The organism is Pseudomonas sp. Rh2 (assembly GCF_040762985.1).
GTDB lineage: Bacteria > Pseudomonadota > Gammaproteobacteria > Pseudomonadales > Pseudomonadaceae > Aquipseudomonas > Aquipseudomonas taiwanensis.
Genome location: NZ_CP142890.1, coordinates 1708566 through 1729689 on the forward strand (window position 1 = coordinate 1708566; position 21124 = coordinate 1729689).

At 61.7% G+C, this 21124-nt stretch carries 18 protein-coding genes; 8 read left to right on the forward strand and 10 right to left on the reverse strand.

The window, feature by feature from the left end:
- Positions 1 to 36: 36 nt before the first annotated feature.
- From VXM67_RS07730 to VXM67_RS07760, 7 genes are all read right to left on the reverse strand, one after another.
- Positions 37 to 1644, reverse strand: a complete 1608-nt coding sequence (locus tag VXM67_RS07730) for an NAD(P)/FAD-dependent oxidoreductase (RefSeq protein WP_023379075.1) — start codon at positions 1642 to 1644, stop codon at positions 37 to 39.
- A 102-nt stretch (positions 1645 to 1746) separates the two neighbouring features.
- Entirely contained in the window at positions 1747 to 2421 is a 675-nt protein-coding gene (locus VXM67_RS07735) for a COG3650 family protein (protein WP_023379077.1), read from the reverse strand.
- 189 nt (positions 2422 to 2610) lie between these two features.
- Positions 2611 to 3312, reverse strand: a complete 702-nt coding sequence (locus VXM67_RS07740; RefSeq protein WP_023379078.1) for an ABC transporter ATP-binding protein — start codon at positions 3310 to 3312, stop codon at positions 2611 to 2613.
- Complete coding sequence (livG, locus tag VXM67_RS07745; RefSeq protein ID WP_013973920.1) at positions 3313 to 4080, reverse strand: high-affinity branched-chain amino acid ABC transporter ATP-binding protein LivG; 768 nt, start codon at positions 4078 to 4080, stop codon at positions 3313 to 3315.
- Positions 4077 to 5333, reverse strand: a complete 1257-nt coding sequence (locus tag VXM67_RS07750; RefSeq protein WP_023379079.1) for a high-affinity branched-chain amino acid ABC transporter permease LivM — start codon at positions 5331 to 5333, stop codon at positions 4077 to 4079. Before VXM67_RS07750 ends, livG begins: the two co-directional genes overlap by 4 nt.
- Positions 5330 to 6253 (reverse strand): high-affinity branched-chain amino acid ABC transporter permease LivH, encoded by a 924-nt coding sequence (gene livH / locus VXM67_RS07755; RefSeq protein ID WP_023379080.1) that lies wholly within the window; start codon positions 6251 to 6253, stop codon positions 5330 to 5332. The genes VXM67_RS07750 and livH overlap by 4 nt, the downstream gene beginning before the upstream one ends.
- A gap of 186 nt (positions 6254 to 6439) precedes the next feature.
- A complete protein-coding gene (locus VXM67_RS07760) occupies positions 6440 to 7555 on the reverse strand; it encodes a branched-chain amino acid ABC transporter substrate-binding protein (RefSeq protein ID WP_023379081.1) in 1116 nt (371 codons plus the stop codon).
- A gap of 360 nt (positions 7556 to 7915) precedes the next feature.
- On the opposite strand from VXM67_RS07760, the gene VXM67_RS07765 reads away from it, so the two are divergent.
- The gene (locus tag VXM67_RS07765) at positions 7916 to 8221 is read left to right on the forward strand and encodes a DUF2288 domain-containing protein (protein ID WP_023379083.1); all 306 of its coding nucleotides are present in this window, start codon (positions 7916 to 7918) and stop codon (positions 8219 to 8221) included.
- A gap of 191 nt (positions 8222 to 8412) precedes the next feature.
- Here VXM67_RS07765 and VXM67_RS07770 read toward each other — a convergent pair whose 3' ends face one another.
- Complete coding sequence (locus VXM67_RS07770) at positions 8413 to 10596, reverse strand: hypothetical protein (RefSeq protein WP_027907487.1); 2184 nt, start codon at positions 10594 to 10596, stop codon at positions 8413 to 8415.
- Between the two features lie 199 nt (positions 10597 to 10795).
- On the opposite strand from VXM67_RS07770, the gene VXM67_RS07775 reads away from it, so the two are divergent.
- Positions 10796 to 11683, forward strand: a complete 888-nt coding sequence (locus VXM67_RS07775; RefSeq protein WP_023379085.1) for an NAD(P)-dependent oxidoreductase — start codon at positions 10796 to 10798, stop codon at positions 11681 to 11683.
- On the opposite strand, the gene VXM67_RS07780 is transcribed toward VXM67_RS07775, so the two are convergent.
- Both VXM67_RS07780 and rapA read right to left on the reverse strand, forming a co-directional pair.
- A complete protein-coding gene (locus tag VXM67_RS07780; RefSeq protein WP_027907488.1) occupies positions 11583 to 13847 on the reverse strand; it encodes an EAL domain-containing protein in 2265 nt (754 codons plus the stop codon). The genes VXM67_RS07775 and VXM67_RS07780 overlap by 101 nt on opposite strands.
- Before the next feature lie 316 nt (positions 13848 to 14163).
- Complete coding sequence (rapA, locus tag VXM67_RS07785; RefSeq protein WP_023379087.1) at positions 14164 to 17010, reverse strand: RNA polymerase-associated protein RapA; 2847 nt, start codon at positions 17008 to 17010, stop codon at positions 14164 to 14166.
- 129 nt (positions 17011 to 17139) lie between these two features.
- Between rapA and VXM67_RS07790 the strand changes: the two genes are divergently transcribed.
- The 6 genes from VXM67_RS07790 to VXM67_RS07815 all read left to right on the forward strand — a co-directional run bounded on the left by VXM67_RS07790 (position 17140) and on the right by VXM67_RS07815 (position 21124).
- On the forward strand, positions 17140 to 17835 hold the full coding sequence (locus VXM67_RS07790) for a M949_RS01915 family surface polysaccharide biosynthesis protein (protein WP_023379088.1): 696 nt from the start codon (positions 17140 to 17142) through the stop codon (positions 17833 to 17835).
- A gap of 108 nt (positions 17836 to 17943) precedes the next feature.
- Positions 17944 to 18270 (forward strand): hypothetical protein, encoded by a 327-nt coding sequence (locus VXM67_RS07795; protein WP_023379089.1) that lies wholly within the window; start codon positions 17944 to 17946, stop codon positions 18268 to 18270.
- 67 nt (positions 18271 to 18337) lie between these two features.
- The gene (locus VXM67_RS07800; RefSeq protein ID WP_023379090.1) at positions 18338 to 18499 is read left to right on the forward strand and encodes a hypothetical protein; all 162 of its coding nucleotides are present in this window, start codon (positions 18338 to 18340) and stop codon (positions 18497 to 18499) included.
- 134 nt (positions 18500 to 18633) lie between these two features.
- Positions 18634 to 18750 (forward strand): cytochrome c oxidase subunit CcoM, encoded by a 117-nt coding sequence (gene ccoM / locus VXM67_RS07805; protein WP_023379091.1) that lies wholly within the window; start codon positions 18634 to 18636, stop codon positions 18748 to 18750.
- A gap of 192 nt (positions 18751 to 18942) precedes the next feature.
- Complete coding sequence (locus VXM67_RS07810) at positions 18943 to 20931, forward strand: FUSC family protein (protein WP_027907489.1); 1989 nt, start codon at positions 18943 to 18945, stop codon at positions 20929 to 20931.
- Positions 20918 to 21124 (forward strand): DUF1656 domain-containing protein, encoded by a 207-nt coding sequence (locus VXM67_RS07815; protein WP_023379093.1) that lies wholly within the window; start codon positions 20918 to 20920, stop codon positions 21122 to 21124. The genes VXM67_RS07810 and VXM67_RS07815 overlap by 14 nt, the downstream gene beginning before the upstream one ends.

Below are 21124 nucleotides of genomic sequence, written 5' to 3' on the forward strand. Positions count from 1 at the left end.
TGGGCGGCGCTAGCGCTATCGCCGGCAAGCCGGCTCTTACAGGCCGAGCATATCCCGGGCCACTGCCTCGGCGATGCGAATGCCATCGACACCCGCCGACAGGATGCCCCCCGCGTAGCCGGCACCTTCGCCTGCCGGGAACAGCCCCTTTAGGTTCAGGCTCTGGTAATCCGCGCCACGCGTGATGCGCAATGGCGACGAGGTGCGGGTCTCGATACCGGTCAGCACTGCATCGTGCAGGTTGTACCCCTTGATCTGGCGGTCGAACGCGGGCAGGGCTTCGCGGATGGCCTCGATGGCGAAGTCTGGCAGGCTAGGGGCCAGATCGCCGAGGGTGACACCCGGCTTGTAGGATGGCTCGACGCTGCCCAGCGCAGTGGAAGGACGCCCTGCAACGAAGTCGCCCACCAGCTGTGCCGGGGCCTGGTAATTGCTGCCGCCCATCACGTAGGCATGGGCTTCCAGGCGTTCTTGCAACTCGATACCCGCCAGCGGGCCGCCCGGATAGTCGCGCTCCGGGTCAATGCCGACGACAATGCCGGAGTTGGCGTTGCGCTCGTTACGCGAGTACTGGCTCATGCCGTTGGTGACCACACGTCCCGGTTCGCTGGTCGCGGCAACCACGGTGCCGCCCGGGCACATGCAGAAGCTGTAGACCGAGCGACCGTTCTTGGCGTGGTGCACCAGCTTGTAGTCGGCTGCGCCCAGTTTCGGGTGGCCGGCGTACTTGCCCAGCCGCGCTTTGTCGATCAGCGTCTGCGGGTGCTCGATGCGGAAACCAATGGAGAATGGCTTGGCTTCCATGTACACGCCCTTGGCGTGCAGCATCCGGAAGGTGTCGCGGGCACTGTGTCCCAGTGCCAGCACCACATGCCGTGAGTGCAGCTGTTCGCCGTTTTCCAGCACCACACCTGTCAGTTGGCCATCCTCGATCAGCAGGTCGGTGACTTTCTGCTGGAAACGCACCTCGGCACCCAGGGCGATCATGTCCTGGCGCATCTGCTCGACCATGCCGGTCAGGCGGAAGGTACCGATGTGTGGCTTGTTGATGTAGAGGATCTCTTCCGGTGCGCCAGCCTTGACGAACTCTTCCAGCACCTTGCGGCCGTGGTGGTTCGGGTCCTTGATCTGGCTGTACAGCTTGCCGTCGGAGAAGGTGCCGGCGCCGCCTTCGCCGAACTGCACATTGGACTCTGGGTTGAGCACGCTTTTGCGCCACAGGCCCCAGGTGTCCTTGGTACGCTGACGTACTTCCTTGCCGCGTTCGAGGATGATCGGCTTGAAGCCCATCTGCGCCAGCAGCAGGCCGGCAAAGATACCGCACGGGCCGAAACCGACCACGATGGGGCGCTCCTGGAGGCCGGTCGGGGCCTGGCCGACGAACTTGTAGGTAACGTCGGGGGCTACGCCGATGTTGTGGTCGTCGGCGAACTTGCTGAGCAGTTCGGCTTCGTTGCTGGTTTCCAGGTCGATGGTGTAGATGAACAGCATTTCGCTGTTCTTCTTGCGCGCATCGTAGCTGCGTTTGAACAGGGTGAAACCGAGCAGTTGCTCGTCCTCGATGCCCAGGCGCTGGACGATGGCCTCGCGCAGGGCTTCGTCGGGGTGGTCCAGGGGCAGCTTAAGTTCGGTGATTCGTAGCATGGCAGGGTCCAGTATCCCGGCCATGGCGGCCGGCGGCTTTACACAAACCGCCAAGTATAAGCTGTTAGCCGCCCTGACTGGCAGGATAAAAGTGCCCGGCGATCAGTTGTCCCGTGCACCGCCATAGTAGCCGCAGCCTTTGAGGGTCTGGCCGTCGATGTGCAATTCGGCGCGCAAGTGCTGCACGGCGCCGGTGGCCGTATCGACGCAGCGCTGTGGGGCAACCCACAACTCGACGTGCTTGCCGTTGGCTTCGCTGGTCAGGGTCAGGCCGCCGCCGGGCACTTCCTCTTCAAGGAAAGGCAGTGGCAGTGGGTCCTGGCCGACACGGTTGAGCACCATGCCCTTGCCGCTGGCTTTGATGTCCCAGCCCGGCTCGTGGCCGCTGGCACGCAGGGTCAGTTGCTTGAAGTTGGGGTCTTCGCAGGCGCGGGTGGAACCTTCCAGGCGGTACAGTCGGCGTACTTCGAGTTGGCCGTCGTTGTTCGCCTGCTTGCTGCCGGTCAGGCGGCCACGCACATCGGCGAAGAGTTTGTCGTTGGCATCGTCGGCCAGGTTGGCGGCTTCCTGCAGGATACCGGTACCGCCGACGTCGCTGATCACGAAGCGACGGCTCTCACCGCAAGGCTTGAAGAACAACTGGCCGCCACCGGCGCTCAGCTCGCCCTGCATGCGCGTGGTACCGATGTTCGGGTCGCTTGGTTGATGGGCCATGAGCTGGCAGCCGGCGAACAAAGGCAGCAGGCTGGCAAGCAGCAGGGTGGGGGTTATGCGCATGGGGCTGGCTCCGGGAATCTTGCATCAAGAGCTGGCCACGGTACTCAGGCCAAGGGATGTGCACAAGGGGGCTGTGCGATCGCGCTAGCGCTTTAGCAGCCGGCTTGCCGGCGCAAGGCATGCCATGGCGGACTCATCCTATTAGACAGAAAAAAGGGCCCGAAGGCCCTTTCCCGAAGCGGACGTCGATCAGCCTCCAAGGTACGCGTCACGTACCTTAGGGTCGGTCAACAGCGCTTCGCCGGTCCCTTGCATCACGACCCGACCGTTTTCCAGGACGTAGGCTCGGTCAGCAATCTTCAGCGCCTGGTTGGCGTTCTGCTCCACCAGGAACACCGTCACGCCGTCACGGCGCAACTGCTCGATGATGTCGAAGATCTGTTGGATGATGATCGGTGCCAGGCCCAGCGACGGTTCGTCGAGCAGCAGCAACTTGGGCTTGCTCATCAGTGCGCGGCCGATGGCCAGCATCTGCTGCTCACCGCCGGACATGGTGCCGCCACGCTGGATGTAGCGCTCCTTCAGGCGAGGGAACAATTGCAAGACCTTGTCCAATTGCTCCTGATAATCGCCCTTGTTGGTGAAGAAACCGCCCATGGCCAGGTTTTCCTCGACGGTCAGGCGGGCGAACACGCGGCGGCCTTCAGGGACCACGGCGATGCTCTTGCGCATGATGTGCGAGGAGGGCTGCCCGACCAGCTCTTCACCCAGGTACTTGATGCTGCCGCTGTGGGCCTGGGGCGAACCGCACAGGGTCATCAGCAACGTCGACTTGCCGGCGCCGTTGGCACCGATCAGGGTGACGATCTCGCCTTGGTTGATTTCCACGTTGACGCTGTGCAGCGCCTGGATCTTGCCGTAGAAGGTGGAAACGTTTTCGAACTTCAGCATTTACGCTTCCCCCAGGTAGGCTTTGATCACGTCAGGGTTATCGCGGATCTCCTCCGGCGTACCGTGCGCCAGGGGCGTGCCCTGGTTGATCACCACGATATGGTCGGAGATGCTCATCACCAGCTTCATGTCATGCTCGATCAGCAACACGGTGACGTTGTGCGATTCCCGCAGGTAGGCGATCAACGCCTTCAGGTCCTCGGTTTCCTTTGGGTTCAGACCGGCCGCGGGTTCGTCGAGCATGATGATCCGGGGTTGGGTCATCATGCAGCGGGCGATTTCCAGGCGACGCTGCTGGCCGTAGGCGAGGGTTCCGGCGGTACGGTTGGCGAATTCGGTCAGGTTGACCTTTTCCAGCCAGTACTGGGCGCGCTCCATGGCCTCTTTTTCGCTGCGGCGGAAGCTCGGGGTCTTGAACAGGCCGGCGAAGAAGTTGGTGTTGAGGTGGCGGTGCTGGGCGATCAGCAGGTTTTCCAGGGCGGTCATTTCCTTGAACAGACGCACGTTCTGGAAGGTTCGCACCACGCCCTTGCGGGCGATCTGGTGGCCGGCCAGGCCTTGGATCGGCTGTCCATCGAGCAGGATGGTGCCGCCACTTGGCTTATAGAAACCGGTCAGGCAGTTGAACACGGTGGTCTTGCCGGCGCCGTTCGGGCCGATCAGCGCCACCACCTGTTTTTCCTTGACGGTCAGGCCCACGCCGTTGACCGCCAACAAGCCGCCGAAGCGCATGCTCAGGCCGCTGACTTGCAGAATTTCGCGGCTCATCGACGCAGCTCCATATGTGGACGTTGCATAGGCAGCAAGCCTTGCGGACGCCAGATCATCATCAACACCATCAGCGCACCGAACATCAGCATCCGGTATTCGCTGAACTCTCGCATCAGCTCGGGCAGCAGGATCATCACGATGGCCGCGAGGATCACGCCCAGTTGCGAGCCCATGCCGCCGAGCACGACGATGGCGAGGATGATCGCCGATTCGATGAAGGTGAACGACTCAGGCGTCACCAGGCCTTGGCGCGCGGCGAAGAAACTGCCGGCGAAACCTGCGAAGCAGGCGCCCAAGGTAAAGGCCGAGAGCTTGATCACGGTCGGGTTCAGACCCAGGGCACGGCAAGCGATCTCGTCTTCACGCAGCGCTTCCCAGGCACGACCGATCGGCATGCGCAGCAAGCGGTTGATGACGAACAGCGCCAGCAGGGCCAGCAGCAGGGCCACCAGGTACAGGAAGATGACCTTGTTGATCGAGTTGTATTCCAGCCCGAAGAACTCGTGGAAGGTCTGCATTCCTTCGGCGGCACGACGTTCGAAGGTCAGGCCGAAGAACTCCGGCTTGGGGATGTTGCTGATGCCATTCGGGCCGCCGGTCCAGTCGGTGAGGTTACGCAGGAACAGACGGATGATCTCGCCGAAGCCCAGGGTCACGATCGCCAGGTAGTCGCCGCGCAGGCGCAGCACCGGGAAGCCGAGCAGGAAGCCGAAGGTGGCGGCCATCAGGCCGGCGATCGGCAGGCACACCCAGAAGCTCCAGCCCAGGTAGTGCGAGAGCATGGCATAGCTGTATGCGCCAACCGCATAGAAGCCCACGTAGCCCAGGTCGAGCAGGCCTGCCAGACCGACCACGATGTTCAGGCCCAGGCCCAGCAACACGTAGATCAGGATCAGCGTGGCAATGTCGACCGCGCCGCGCGAGCCGAAGAACGGCCACACCAAGGCGGCGACGATCAGGCCCATGATCACGTAGCGCTGGGTCTTGGGCAGGGTCAGGTAGTTGCTGACCGCTGGCGGGATCAAGGCGCGATCCGAGCGACGGCCCATCACAGCATTCCACTGCTTGTCGAACAGCACGCGCAGGAACATCAGCACCGAACACACAGCGATGATGCCGATGGTGAACGAGCCTTGGCTGTGCACCACCAGGCTGATGCCGTCGATGCTCAGTTTCAGGCCAAGCACCGGGAAGGCCACGGCCCATACCAGCAAGGCGCTGAAGAACGCCTGTTTGAGATTTCTGTTCATACTTTTTCAACCTCCGGACGGCCCAGGATGCCGGTCGGCCGGAACAGCAGGACAAGAACCAAAAGGCCGAATGCAACCACGTCCTTGTACTGGTCGCCGAAGATGTCGGCGCCGAACGCTTCGGCCACGCCCAGCACCAGCCCGCCGAGCATGGCGCCCGGAATGCTGCCGATGCCACCCAGTACCGCCGCGGTGAAGGCCTTCAAGCCCACCAGGAAGCCGGCGTTGGGGTTGATAACCCCGTACTGCATGCTCAGCAGCACGGCCGCCACCGCCGCCAGTGCGGCGCCGATGACGAAGGTCAGGGCAATGATGTTGTTGGTGTTGATGCCCAGCAGGTTGGCCATCTTGATGTCCTCGGCGCAGGCGCGGCAGGCGCGGCCCAGGCGGGAGCGGGAGATGAACAGGGTCAGGCAGGTCATGGCCACCAGGGTGACCACGAACACCAGGATCTGCATGTAGGACACCAGGACTTCTTCCGCACCGCCTGGCCCGAAGGAGAAGCTTCCTGGGATCAGGTTAGGGATGGATTTGTCCTTGGAGTCCTGCGAGAGCAAGACAGTGTTCTGCAGGAAAATCGACATGCCGATGGCAGAAATCAGCGGGATCAGACGGTTGCTGTTCCGCAGCGGGCGGTAGGCGACCCGTTCGATGCTGTAGCCATAGGCACTGGTGACGAAGATCGTCGCGACGAAGGCGACGGTCATCAGGATCGGCAGGGAGTGGATACCCATCATGGCCAGACCCGCAAGCGCGATGAAGGCCACGTAGGAACCGATCATGTACACCTCGCCGTGGGCGAAGTTGATCATGCCAATGATGCCGTACACCATCGTGTAACCGATGGCGATCAAGGCATAGGTGCTGCCGATGGTCAATCCATTAACCAGTTGTTGGAAGAAATGGTAGATCTCAGGCATTACAGCGCTCCTAAAAACCTGATTTGCATTTCGCCGGCCGGGTGACAGCCAGGAAACCGCGGGTGACGGTTTTAAGATTTTCAGGTGAACCCGCTGCCGGATCGCGGCAATCAGGCCCATGAACCTCGTAAAACAAAGCCCACTGCTCGCACAGTGGGCTTCTACGGTCAGCTATTAGTCACGCAGTTACTGAGGGGAGACTTCGGTCTTCGGCTTGCCGAAGTGCCATTCGTAGACCACGAATTTGAAGTCTTTCAGGTCGCCTTTCTCGTCGAACGACAGGTCGCCGGTCGGGGTCTTGAAGGTGCCGTTGTGGATGGCAGCAGCCACCTTGTCGGTGTCTTCGGACTTGGCCGCCTTGATGCCTTCGGCGATCAGCTCGACGGCCGAGTAGGCCGGGAACACGAACGGGCCGCTTGGGTCTTTGCCGTCGGCCTTGATAGCGTCGACGATGGCCTTGTTCGCCGGGTCGGCATCGAACGATTTCGGCAGGGTGACCAGCAGGCCTTCGGAGGCGTTCTGGGCGATCTGCGAGATCGAGTCATTACCCACGCCCTCTGGACCCATGAACTTGGCTTTCAGGCCTTTTTCCTGGGCTTGACGCAGGATCAGGCCGAGCTCTGGGTGGTAGCCGCCGTAGTAGACGAAGTCGACGTTGTTCTGCTTGAGCTTCTGGATGATCGAGGAGAAGTCCTTGTCACCGGCGTTCAGGCCTTCGAAGACGGCAACCTTGGTGCCTTTCTTCTCCAGCGTCTGCTTGACCGCGGTGGCGATGCCTTCACCGTACTGCTGCTTGTCGTGCAGTACCGCAACCACTTTTGGCTTGACGTGGTCGGCGATGTAGTTGCCGGCAGCCGGGCCCTGGGCACTGTCCAGACCGATGGTGCGGAAGATCAGCTTGTAGCCACGGGCGGTGATTTCCGGCGAAGTGGCGGCCGGGGTGATCATGATCACGCCTTCGTCTTCGTAGATGTCGGACGCAGGCTGGGTGGAGCTGGAGCACAGGTGGCCGATGACGAACTTGACGCCGTCGTTGACCACTTTGTTGGCGACCGCAACGGCCTGTTTAGGGTCGCACGCGTCGTCGTATTCCTTGGCTTCGAGCATCTTGCCATCCACGCCACCCTTGGCGTTGATGTCTTTGATGGCTTGTTTGGCGCCGATGAACTGCATATCGCCGTACTGAGTGACCGGACCGGTCTTGGGGCCAGCGATACCGATCTTGATGGTATCGGCGGCAAACGAATGGCTGGCAACCCCGGCCAGAACCATTGCGGCGAACAGCTTGGAAATCTTGATCATAGTGCTCCACTCATTCTGTTGTAATTCTTATAGTCCTGGCGGCCAGGGCTACAGACCGGGCGGGATTTGCGGTATGGCCACGCCATACTGCATGCCCACCTTCCCCCGGAACATGTCCCGGAACTGTACCGGTACAGTGTAGAGCGCCGTTCGAGCGCTTGAAAAGCGGGCGAATTGCGCCTGTCTCAGGGGTTGTCGCTTGATCGACAGAAAGATATAGAAAAGCGCCATCACTTTGCCTTTATCCCTGGCCCCACCCCACAACTTCGGGGCCAATCGACCAAATTACGTATTTGAAACCGGGTTTTTCTGCAAAAATAGCGGCCTTTTTTATTGGCCGATTGATGCGTGTACAAACCCATGACTGATCAAACAAGCACCCTCTATGCCAAATTGCTCGGCGAGACCGCGACCATCGAGTGGAAAGCCTTGGAGCGTTTTTGGGCCAAGGGTGACCTGATTTGGGTCGATCCCTCCCTGGACCTGATCGCCGTTGCCGAAGCGATGGCCGAGAATCGCAGCGAGATCTTCGCCAAGTGGCGTAGTGATGGCACTGTGGGGCCAGTCACCGCAGAGCAGGCGATGGACCTGCAAAGCCGCGATCCAGAGATCTGGGCGGTAGTGGTTTCGCCGTTCATCGTCATCCAGGTCAAGCAGGCTGAGTAGCTATGCGCTTTTTTGGTGCGTGAAAATGCGCAGCCGTGTCACAACGGTGCGCATTGACGCTCACGTAAGGTGGAAGTTGGTAACAGTGTCGTGTTGATTCGGCGGGGCGGTAACAGTTTACGGGATGCGTAATGTCCCGCCGCCGACCAGCCGGCTCCTACCGGGTGCTGTAGGAGCCAGCACGACCGATGTCAGTAATCGACCCGGCCGGTGTGGCTGTTGAGCGAGATCACCCGGGTCTTGCCGATGCGGTGGCGGAAGATCTCGCGCAGGTACTTCACCGCCTTCTTCACGCATTCGCGCGACAGCCTAATGTCATTGATCGACACGAACCGGCTCTTGTCGTTGATCAATTCCCGGTATTTCTTCTCGTACATCGGCTTGATCGCATACCAGTTGGTATCGAGGATCTTCGCCGGGTTCTCGAACTCGTTCAGTAGGTCGTCGATGCGGTCTTCATCGAAGTGCTCGCTGGTGATGAACTCCAGGATGGCGTTGTCCAGGGTGTCGTCGAAACGGTACGGCGTGCGGGCGAAGCAGCGTTTGATGAACGCCACGATCAGGGTCAGGAAGTCATCCGACAGGCACGGGCTCTTGGCGATCAGTGTGGTCAGCGACAGGTTGGCCGAGGCGCCGATGACCAGCGCATAACGCTTGAGCGTGGTGTTGGGGAACAGGCTGTTGAGGTGGGTCTTGAGCCGATTCAGGTCCATGTACGACAGCTTGTAGTCCTTGGGCAGCGACACGATCGACACCACCGACGAGCAGTTCTTGAAGAAGTGCAGGTCGTGCAGGGCCGCGGCGTCGTAGCCCGAAGCCTGGTATTGCTCCAAGGCTGCCCGGTAGCGACGCGACTCGATCGGCAACAGGCTGATGCCTTCGATTGCCTGGGTCTGCTTGTTGAAGTGCGGCAGGTCGATCGAGCGGAAGAACAGGTCGTCGATGTCCAGGCGCGGCGTTTCGCGCTCGAAGACCTTGAACTTGTCCGAACCCTGGACCGGAATTTCCGGCACCACCGATTCTGCGTAGGCAATGGCCACTGGGCCGGCCAGGCTCATGAACAGGTCGTTGGCGTCCAGGCGGATGGTTTCGCCGATGTCGATGCCGGCGCGACGGAAGTAGTTCTGGTCGTAGTCGGTAGTGACCGCCTGGGCCGTGAGGATGTTGAAGATTTGCTGGGAGATGTACTGGTTGGCGTGCTTCTCCATGGCGTTGACGTCGATGTTGTGGATCGTGCCGTCGTCGCTTTCTTCGGCGTAGCGCATGATGTCGTTCGAGATCAGCATCATTGCGTTCCAGGGGCGAATGCGGCCCATGACGCTGGCTTCGCTGCTGTCCTCGTTGTCGAAGTTGTACGAGAAGTCCCATTCTTCGGACAGGTATTTGCACAGCAGCCGGCCGGCGTTGATGTGCAGCGCTTCGGACATTTCGCTGCGGTGGTCCGAAATGTTTGGCAGCACGCAGATGCCGCTGGTGAAGATCGGCTCGAAGACGAACGAGTGTCCGCTCTTGCCGTCGTTCTCGTCCGCCTGCTTGGTGTCGAAGGTCTTGTTCATGTACGAATACTGCTGGGCCAGGCCGAACTCCGAGGCCATGCCTGAGCCGGTACCGCCGCCAGCGCTGAAGATGTAGAAGTACAGGCGCGACTGGTTGGCCTTGATGCCGCAGGAGTCGATCAGGTACGAGTGGATCAGTTTCCAGTCGGCGCTGGAAAAGCGCTGGGTGTCCTTGTTGAGGATGATCTTGGCCAGGTACTGGCCGAGGATTGGGGCATTACCGGCCCCCCCTGCGTGGACCTCGGACAGGTCCATGATCTTCATCTTGCTGTAGTCGCGCAGGAACTCGCCACGCTCGCCCTTGCGCGAGAAACGAATGCGCCCGGCGATGTCTTTGTCCAGGTCGCCCAGCATCACCAGCGGTTCGACCAGAAACACGGGTTTCGCGCCTTTGTTTTGCACCAGGCGCAGGTTCTGACGAATCCAGCGCGCCGGGCTGTAGCCCGATTCGCCCTTGTTACGGTCCTCGTTGTTGAATTCGTTGAGGAAGAAGGTGCGGGCGTTGTACACCAGTTCGGCAACATCAAGAGCAATGTTCGAGCCGCAGCGGCCCAGGCCGATCAGGCAGACCGAGGGAAACTGCTGTTCCAGGCGCAGCTGGCTTTCGTCTTCGATGTGCAGGTTCTGCGGGAACACCAGGTCGCGCAGGCCGTCGAGGTTGTCGAGGATGCGCTGAATATCCTGCTCGGTGAAGTACAGGTACTGCTGTGCTGGCGCGCTGCGCACTGGCAGAGCTTCTCGAGCACCGCTGGCGGTCAGCGAAGTGGAGTGTGTCGTCGACTCGGGGACCGCATTGGCAGAAGTGTTCGTAGAAGTCATAGTGCGCCATTTACCTGAGGTGGTGGGCCCCTGGGTGGGCATGTCATCTAGCCATCACCAGGGTTTCGGCGACTGTAGCAGTGCGCCTTTTTCGGATGCGATAGGGGTTTGCCTTACAGCTTCTAAGGATTTTTTCTATCGCTCCGGCACTGCATCGTCCGATTGTCATGCTTCTTTAATCTTCTGCCAGGAGTCGTTCATGAGTACTGCACTGCCTTCGCTGGGATTCGCCGGAATTGGCCTGATGGGACTGCCAATGTGCCGGCGCCTGCTGGCTGCGGGTTACCCCCTGACCGTGTGGAATCGCAGCCCGGAGAAGTGTGCCGAGCTGGTTGCCGCCGGGGCGAAGCTGGCACATAGCCCAGCAGAACTGAGCCGTGGCAGCGACATGGTGCTGCTTTGCCTGGCCGATACGGCAGTGGTGCGTGAAGTGGTGTTCGGCGAGCAAGGCGTCGTTCACGGAGGGCGCAGCGGGCAATTGCTGATCGACTTCTCCAGTCTTGAACCGACGGCCACTCGCGAAATGGCTGCTGAAGTGGCCGCCCTGTGTGGCATGGCCTGGCTGGATGCGCCGGTATCGGGGGGGACGCCTGGCGCGGAAGCGGGGACCCTGGCGATCATGGTCGGCGGGGAGCCGAGTGATCTTGAGCGCGCTCGACCCATTCTGCTGACCCTGGGCCAGCGAGTCACGCACATGGGGGCAGTGGGAGCGGGGCAGGTGACCAAGGCCTGCAATCAGATGATCGTGGCGTGCAATGCCTTGGTGATTGCCGAAGTGGTGGCCCTGGCGGAGCGGTCAGGGGTTGACGCGACCTTGATCGCCGAAGCGCTGGCAGGGGGCTTCGCCGACTCCAAGCCCCTGCAGATCCTGGCGCCGCAAATGGCCGAAAGCCGCTTCGAACCGATCAAGTGGCATGTGCGCACGCTGCTCAAGGACCTCGATGGCGCCGTCAAGTTTTCCCGCGAGCAGGGCTCGGCAACACCCGTTACCGCCCTCGCCGCGCAACTGATGCGCTTGCACGGTAGCCAAGGGAATCTGCAAAAAGATCCGGCGACCCTGGTAGAACTGTATCGTAACAAGGAGTGAGGCGGCTTTCCTGGCGGTCGAGCCGCTCCAGGATCGGCCGCAGGTCCGCCAGCGGCACTGGTCGGCTCAGCAGGTACCCTTGCAGGTAGTCGCAGCCGTGGGTGGCGAGGAATTCGTGTTGTTCGATGGTCTCGACACCCTCGCAGACCACCTGCAGGTGGAGGGTGTGGGCCATGACGATGATCGCCTGGACGATTTCCCGGTCCTTCTGGTTGCCGGGCACGTCCTGGAGAAAACTGCGGTCGATCTTCAGCACATCCAGCGGCAAGCGCTTGAGGTAAGCCAGCGACGAATAGCCGGTGCCGAAGTCATCGATCGACAGGGCAACGCCCTGGGCGCGGATACGCTTGAAAAGCCCTGCAGTGCGCTGGACATCACCCATCAGGGCATTTTCGGTCACCTCGAGTTCCAGTTGGCGCGGCGCAAGCCCAGCTTCCAGCAAGGCCATTTCTACCTCATTGGCCAGCTCTTCGCGGCCTAGGGTCACGGCCGAACAGTTCACCGTAACCTTCAGGCTGGTGTAGCCGTGGCGGTTGAGCTGGGCCAGGTCCTTGCAGGCGTGGTGCAGCACCCACAGGTCAAGGTCGACGATCAGCCCGTTGGCTTCGGCGATGCCGATGAAACGATCGGGGCTTAGCAGGCCGTGTTGCGGGTGTTGCCAGCGTACCAGCGCTTCGAGTTTGGCCACCTGGCCCGTGCGCAGGTCGAAGATGGGCTGGTAATGCACGCACAGTCCGCACTCCTCGAGCAGGGCGATGCGCAGTTCCTCTTCCAGTTGCAGTTCAAGGGTCGCCCGGTTCTTCAGTCCGCTGTTGAAGAAGTGCAGGCTATTGCGTCCGCAGCCTTTGGATTGATAAAGGGCCAGGTCGGCATGCTTGAGCAGTTCTTCAGCGGTTTGGCCATCTTCCGGGAATATGCTGATGCCAATACTGGTGGTCATCACCATGCGCCGGCCGCCCAGGTCGATGGGGTCTTTCATGCGTTGCATGATGCGTTGGGCCAGGTGGCGAGCCTCATCGGGGTTGTTCAGGCTGGTGACCACGCAGAACTCGTCGCCCCCCAGCCGTGCCACCAGGTCCTGACTGCGGGTGGCGGCCTTGATATGGTCGGCGATGACCTTCAGTAGCTCATCGCCCGCATCGTGACCAAGGCTGTCATTGATGCGCTTGAAATGGTCGATGTCGAGGAACATCACCGCCAGGCGACTCTGGCGGTCCTGATGCTCGGCCAGGCGTTCGGCGAACACTTCGTTGAAACCTCGGCGGTTGACCAGATTGGTCAAGGCATCGTAGTGAGCGGCTTGCTGCAGGGAGGCGCGGGCCTGATCGAGCTGGTTGAGCAGGACGCTGTAGCGGCGCAGGTCGTGTTCCTGACGTTGCAGCTTCTTGTCGGCCAGCGCGGCGCTGATGCTGCTGCCACTGATCAGCAGGGTGATCACGGCGATGGTCAGGCCCAGTTGCAGGCTGTTATCACCCGAAGGCAAGCTCAAGGCCGTGTCGGCTGGTATGACCAAGGTCATCGCGGCCATGGCGGTGAAATGCGTGGCGACGATACCGCCCGCCATGACCAGGCTGGCGCCGTATTTCATGGCCAAATGCCAAGTGCCGCTACCGTTGCGGAAGTACCGCGCCAGCAGCAGGGCGGTGAGGCTGGTGAGAAAGGCGATGGCGGTACAGGCCAGCAACAGGTCGGTACGGTAATACTGCTGGGCGCCGGTCTGCAGCGCAGCCATGCCGACGAAGTGCATGAGGATGATGCCCGCGCCAATGAGCAGGGCGCTTTGCAAATAGTTGTGCGCAAGCATTTGTACACGGTTGAGGCTGTACATCGCCAGCCAGGCAACCACCAATGCAATCAAGAGCGAAAGGCCGGTAAGAGAGACGTCATAGTGGACTTCCAGCGGTGCCTGGAAGGCGAGCATGCTGATGAAGTGCATGGCCCAGATACCGCCAGCCAGGCAGAAGGCGCCAAGTGCCCGCCATTGTCGTTGGGCTTTGGCATTTTCGCAGTGACATTGGCGTTCTGCCATGTCCAGGGTGGCGAAACACCCGGCACAGGCCACGGCATAAGCGAGCAGGATCAGTAGCGGCTCATGCCGGCAGTCAATGACAATCTGCCCGTTGATAGGAAGCTCGGAGAACAATTGCAGTCCCAGCCATTCCATAGCATGCCTCTTCGTCGAGTTTTCACTCGTCTCCAAAATGCGGGGTGGAGACTGACCAGACGAAAGTATAGGAACAGCTATTCAGGCCTTCATGACTAATGGCACTTTGAAAGCAATGATTTCGGCATCGGGCTGATAGCGGAGGGATATAACGACCTCGCGAACGAAAACTTGCGGGACTTACCCATGTGGTAGCGGATCGCTGTGGGAGCGGTCTTGCGTCGCGATAGGGCCGCATCGCGGCCCCCCAGGCTTCCCGCGCAGCGGAGCGCGGCCCGTCTCGACAGCAAGAGGCTCCCACAGAGCCGGCGGATAATCAGCCTGCGACCAGCACTCGAATCGCCTCCAGTCGCAAGGCTGCCTTATCCAGCATTGCCAAGCCTTCTTCACGCTGCTTGCGCAGGGCGTCGATTTCGCTGTCACGCACGCTTGGATTGACGGCCTTGAGCGCGGTCAGACGCGCCAGCTCTTCATCCGCCTCGGCGGCCAGTCGGCGCTGGGCCTCGGCCACGCGCTCGATGTGGGTCGGCATGACCTTGGCTTCGCCACCGCTGATCCGTTTGGCCAGCACGTCGCGCTGGGCCTGGACGAACTTGTTGGCGCTGGCGCGAGGTACGCTTTCGAGTTGGTCGTTGAGGGTTTCGAAGGCGACGCGCGCCGCCAGGTCATTACCGTTGGCGTCCAGCAGGCAGCGCAGTGCAGCAGGTGGCAGGTAGCGGCCCAACTGCAGGCTGCGCGGTGCCACCACTTCGCTCACGAACAGCAATTCCAGCAGCACCGTGCCGGGCTTGAGCGCCTTGTTCTTGATCAGGGCTACGGCGGTATTGCCCATCGAGCCGGACAGCACCAGGTCCATGCCGCCTTGCACCATCGGATGTTCCCAGGTCAGGAACTGCATGTCTTCGCGCGACAGCGCCTGGGTGCGGTCGTAGGTGATGGTCACGCCTTCGTCGTCTCCGAGCGGGAAGCTGGCATCGAGCATCTTCTCGCTTGGCTTGAGGATCAGCGCGTTCTCGGAGTGGTCTTCGCTGTCGATACCGAAGGCGTCGAACAGGGTTTCCATATAGATAGGCAGGGCGAACTGGTCGTCCTGCTCGAGAATCGCCTCGACCAGCGCCTGGCCTTCGCCAGCACCGCCGGAGTTGAGTTCCAGCAAGCGGTCACGGCCGCTGTGCAGTTCGGCTTCAAGACGCTCGCGCTCGGCGCGGGCTTCGGCCACCAGCCCATCCCATGCCTTGGCGTCGCCACCTTCGAGCATCGGCAGCAGGCGTGGGCCAAACTGGTGTTGCAGGGCGTTGCCGGTTGGGCAGGTGTTGAGGAAGGCGTTGAGGCCCTGGTGGTACCACTGGAACAGACGCTCCTGCGGGCTGTCCTGCAGGTAGGGAATGTGCAGCTCGATGGTGTGTTTCTGACCGATTCGGTCGAGGCGGCCGATCCGCTGTTCGAGCAGGTCCGGGTGGGCCGGCAGGTCGAACATCACCAGGTGATGGGCGAACTGGAAGTTGCGGCCCTCACTGCCGATTTCGGAGCAGATCAGCACCTGGGCGCCGAACTCCTCGTCGGCGAAGTAGGCCGCGGCGCGGTCGCGCTCGAGGATACTCAGGCCTTCATGGAACACCGTGGCTGGAATGCCGGAGCGCACGCGCAGGGCGTCTTCCAGGTCCATGGCAGTCTCGGCGTGGGCGCAAATCACCAGCACCTTGGTGCGTTTGAGCATCTTCAGGGTGTCGATCAGCCAGTCGACCCGTGGGTCGAAACGCCACCAGCGTTCGTCATCGCTGACCTCGCCCTGGGCCTGGAAGGCCACTTCCGGGTAAAGCTCCGCGTGCTCGCCAGCGGGCAAATCGCGGTACTGCTCCGGATTGGCCAGCGGGTAAGGGTGCAATTGGCGCTCGGGAAAGCCCTGGATCGCCGCCCGGGTGTTACGGAACAGCACGCGGCCGGTACCGTGACGGTCCAGCAGCTCACGGATCAGGCGCGCGCTGGCCTCGGTGTCGCCATCGCTCACGGCTGCCAGCAGGGCTTCGCCCTCGGCACCGAGGAAGTTGAGGATGGTGGCGTGGGCCTTGGGTGACAGGCGACCTTCGTCAAGCAGCTCCTGGACAGCCTCGGCAACCGGGCGATAGTGCTCGCTTTCGGCGCGAAAGGCGGCCAGGTCGTGGAAGCGGTTCGGGTCCAGCAGGCGCAGGCGGGCGAAGTGGCTGTCCTGACCGAGCTGTTCAGGCGTCGCGGTGAGCAACAGCACGCCCGGGATCACCTGGGCGAGCTGTTCCACCAGGCCGTATTCGGCGCTGACCTGGTCTTCGTGCCACACCAGGTGGTGCGCTTCGTCGACCACCATCAGGTCCCAACCGGCAGCGAACAGGGCATCCTGGGCCTTTTCGTCGTCCACCAGCCATTCCAGCGCGACCAGCGCCAGCTGGGCATCTTCGAATGGGTTGCTGGCATCGCTTTCGATGAAGCGTTCGGCATCGAACAGGGCGACTTGCAGGTTGAAGCGCCGACGCATTTCCACCAGCCACTGGTGCTGAAGGTTTTCCGGGACCAGGATCAGCACTCGGCTGGCACGCCCGGACAGCAACTGGCGATGGATCACCAGGCCAGCCTCGATGGTCTTGCCCAGGCCGACTTCGTCGGCCAGCAGAACACGAGGCGCGCTACGGTCTGCCACTTCGCGGGCAATATGCAGCTGGTGGGCGATGGGTTGCGCACGGCATCCGCCCAGGCCCCATAGCGAGGACAGCATCTGCTTGCTGGTGTGCTGCAGGGTGTTGTAGCGCAGGGAGAACCACGACAGTGGGTCGATCTGGCCGGCGAACAGGCGGTCACTGGCCAGACGGAACTGAATGAAGTTCGACAGCTGGGTTTCCGGCAGGGTGCGCGGCTGATTGTTGCCATCCAGGCCGTGGTAGACCATCAGGCCATCGGCATCCTCGACTTCGCGTACGGTCAGCTTCCAACCTTCGAAGTGTGTGATTTGGTCACCGGGCGAGAAGCGCACACGGGTCAGCGGCGCATTGCGCAGGGAATACTGACGTGTGTCGCCAGTGGCCGGGTAGAGCACGGTCAACAGGCGGCCATCCTGCGCCAGGATGGTACCCAGGCCGAGCTCGGCTTCGCTGTCACTGATCCAGCGTTGCCCCGGTTGATACTGCTGCGCCATACTGCCTGAACTCCCGCGTTGAAAAGCCGGCTATGTTAACGGATAGGCCGGTCAGACCAAAGAGTGAAGACCAAGAGTCTAGCTGTTTCATCGACGAACACCGTCCTGCCGACGAGGGTCCGAACCGATATGCCTGTGAAGCACCCCTGGTTGAGCGCCTCAATGGCCATCAGTAGCGTTTTGCTGCTGGCCGCCTGTGAACAGAAGAATTTCGAGACCCTGCCTGCGATCCCGGTCGATCAGCTCGAGGTGCTGGGGGTGCAGACGCCGATCAAGAGCGTCCACTTCCGTGACCGCGATGGCGAGGGCCTGTTGGTACTGAGCCGCGTCGATGGCCAGGCCACCGACCCTGACACCGAGCAGGAAGTGGACAAGGTGCAGCTCAAGGCCACCCTGTATGGGCGTGCCGCAGAGCGCGACGCATTCAAGCCGCGCTGGCAGATCGAACAGGAGACCAGTTGCCCGGGGCTGGACCTGGATGTGGACTTCTACACCGATGTCAGTGACGTCAGCGACTTGAACAAGGACGGTGTCGCCGAGGTCACAGTGGCAAGCCATGCCTTCTGCGGCGGTGGCATCGATCCGCACGATATCTCCATCGAGCTACGTGAGGGGCAGGCAAGCTACACGATTACCGGGCAGTCGCTGATAACGCCCGCGGGCGAGGAGCCGATCGGTGGCGAGCGCGACGACAGTGCATCGCTGAAGAACGCGCCCCAGGTCCTGCGTGAGCACATGGATGCGGTCTGGCAGCAGGTTTACAAGCGCCCCTGGAGCGAAACCAGCCCGCCGGTCGATGACGACCCCGAGGACGACACCGAGTAAGCGTCGTCCTCATCGGCGGCCACTGACCGTGACACACCACAGGTTTATACCCACCAGGATTCAAGGCGGATTCTGGCCGGCCGATACAGTGGCTACAGGAGAACTCCCATGCTGCCGCCGCTCATCCCGCTCAGTGCTGTCCCGGTCACCTCGCAACTGGACCCGGTCAAACCGACGCCCGACATCAAGCCGGTGGTGCCCGCGCAGCCATCCTCCAGCGAAAGCGCCATCGACCTCAAGCAGCACCGTGATCCCGAGGAGCAGGCCGTGCTGTTGCGCGACGAGCAGCGGCGTCAGCAGCGTCGCAAGAAGGGCGATGATGAGCGCTACACTGCGCTGCCTGGTGACGAGGTGAATGCAGACAACACCGTGCCGGTCGCGCCACTGATGGGCGAACAGCCGCGCCAAGGGCTGCTGGTGGACATCGAAGTCTGACCAGGGACTGGTCATGACCGGCTCCTGGCTTCATCATGCAAGACTCTGCTGACCGTCGAGCCCACCCATGAGCCAAGACAACCTCATCGACTTCGATGCTGAACGCGCCAAGCGCATTCACGACCTCAAGGAAAAGCGCCTGAACGAAGTGCGTCAGGCCTTCGAGCAAGCCATGCCGCTGGCTGGCGCGAAGAAAAAGAAGCCCAAGGGCAAGCCCAAGAAGCGCTGAAACTTGACGCAGGTCAACCCTGTACCCGCCTCGCGTGCCCGCTCCAGGGCACCATTGACACCGATCAATTATTCACTCCCCTCGATTAGATACCTTGCACCCATCGGACAACGGCAAACGAATGGGAGGCCGACATGTTCTTCGACAATGTGGTCATCGCTGGCGTGGTAACAGTCGGGTTGATGTTTGCATTCTTTGCCGGTCTAGGACTTTTCATCTGGAAGGATTCGAACAAGCGCAAGCCGCGCTGACCTTCCAGATTCACGTGCACGCAAGGCATTTAGGGCGACTTCGGTCGCCCATTTTTTTGCCCGCGATTTGCTAAATCCAGGCCAGGTATCGCCTGACTTGAATAGATTGATAGCTAGCTAATTAATCGGCTCCGCATTATCCTTCTCCGTGTTGTCTATCTTTTCTGTAACCAGCCCCGCAAGGTCCGATTCGTGCCCATCACTTTCCAGGCCCTGTTCGCTCCCAGCAGCCTCGCCATCAAGTTCGCCATCAAGACCGTGCTCGGCGGTGGTCTGGCGCTCTGGCTGGCCATGCGCTGGGGGTTGGAGCAGCCGTCTTGGGCGTTGATGACCGCGTTCATCGTGGCTCAACCGCTATCGGGGATGGTGGTGCAGAAAGGCCTGGCTCGATTGGCCGGGACCTTGGTCGGTACCATCATGTCGGTGGTGTTCATGGCGTTGTTCGCCCAGACACCCTGGTTGTTCCTGATCACCTTGGCGCTGTGGCTGGCGTTGTGCACAGCGGCCTCGACCCAGCTGCGCAGCGCCTGGGCCTATGCCTTCGTTCTGGCTGGCTACACGGTGGCGATCATTGCCCTGCCGGCAGTCAATCACCCGCTGCAGGTGTTCGACCAGGCCGTGGCCCGCTGCACCGAAATCTGCCTGGGGATCTGCTGCGCTACCGCCACCAGCGCGTTGCTCTGGCCAATGCGGGTCGAGCAGCAACTGAGCGGCCAGGCGCGTCAGGCCTGGCAGACCGGGCTGCAAGCGGCCGCCGCCATGCTCGGCGGGGAGGACGAAGCGCGTAAAGGATTGCTGGAGATTCTTGGACGCATCGTGGCCATCGATTCCCAGCGTGAACACGCCTGGTTCGAAGGTAATCGTGGGCGGCAGCGCGCCAGCGCCATCCGCGGGCTTAGCCAGAAACTGATGGTGCTGTTGCGCATCTCGCGCTCGGTGCGTCGGCAATGGCGCCAGCTCGATGAGCAGGAAGCCGGTCATATCGCGCCCTGGCTGGAGGAGGTGCGGGCGCTGCTGATCCAGCCTGACAAGCCAAGCTTGCTGGTTTTGCGCCAGCGTATCTGGGATGCGGCCCACGATGAACATATCAGCTCGGCAGAACACTATTGTCTGGCGCGCATGACGCTGTTGATCGACGTTGCCATGGCCGCGACCCAGGCGGTGGAGGATGTCGAGGCCGGCAGGGCGCCGAAGGATGCCGCGCCGGGCCTTGCCGTGCACCGTGACCTGCCGCTGGCCCTGCTGTTCGGCGCCCGCAGTGCGTTGGCGTTTCTGGTCATGAGCAGTTTCTGGCTGGCTACCGCCTGGCCGTCGGCGCCAGGCGGCCTGGTGTTGACTTGCGTTGTCTGCAGCCTGTTTGCCAGCCGTGAGAATGGCGCACAGATAGGCCTGAGCTTCCTGCGTGGGATCTTGCTGGCGTTTCCGGTGGCATTTCTGGTCGGAGAAATTCTCCTGCCCCAATGGAGCAGCTTCGCCATGCTTTGCCTGGGCATGGGCGTGCCGTTGTTCTTCGGCGCTCTGTGCATGGCCAACCCTCGCACGGCGGGTACGGCCACGTCCTATTGCCTGCACTTCATCGTCTTGGTGTCGCCGCTCAATACCATGAAATTCGATGTGGCGAACATGCTCAACAGCGCGCAGGCCATGTTGATCGGGGTCGGAGCGGCCGTGCTGGCGTTCCGTCTGGTGGTGTTGCGCCACCCAGCCTGGCTTGGCCGACGCCTGCGGGCCGCTACCCAGAGCGACCTGGTGCGCCTGACCCGACGTGATTTGCGGGGTGCCGACAGCTGGTTCGGCGGACGGATGGCCGACCGCCTGATGAAGCTTGCCCATCACGCCAGCGAACTCCCCGAGGCTGAGCGCAAACGATGGGACGATGGCCTGCATGGCCTGGATATCGGTGATGAACTCGTTCACCTGCGCATGTGCCTGGCGGTGGCGAACGTGCCGATTGGCAGCTTCGAGCGCGAATACCTGCAGCAAGTGGAGCACGTGTTGGCCAATGGGCCGGCAGCCGGGCGTGGGGAGCAGCTGGATGCTGCCAGCGAGCGCTTCATCGAGGTCTTGCGTCGTCAGCCACCCAGCGATCCGCTGCGATTGGCCGAAGGTGCGGTGCTGCAATTGCAGAAAAGCTGGCGTAAATGGTGTCGCTGGCAGGAGGAAGCCCATGGGTTTGCGTGAGTGGGCGGTGGGCGGCGTGCTGCTCAGCCCTTTTCTGATCTACGTCTTGATGGCATTGGTGGTGACTGGCGTATTGCGTCTGGTGGTCCAGGCCACGCCCCTGGGGCGCTGGATCTGGCACGAAGCGTTGTTCGACGCGGCGTTGTTCGTCTGCGTGCTGTACCTGGTGGTGCGTTCGTTGGGACCTTTGTAA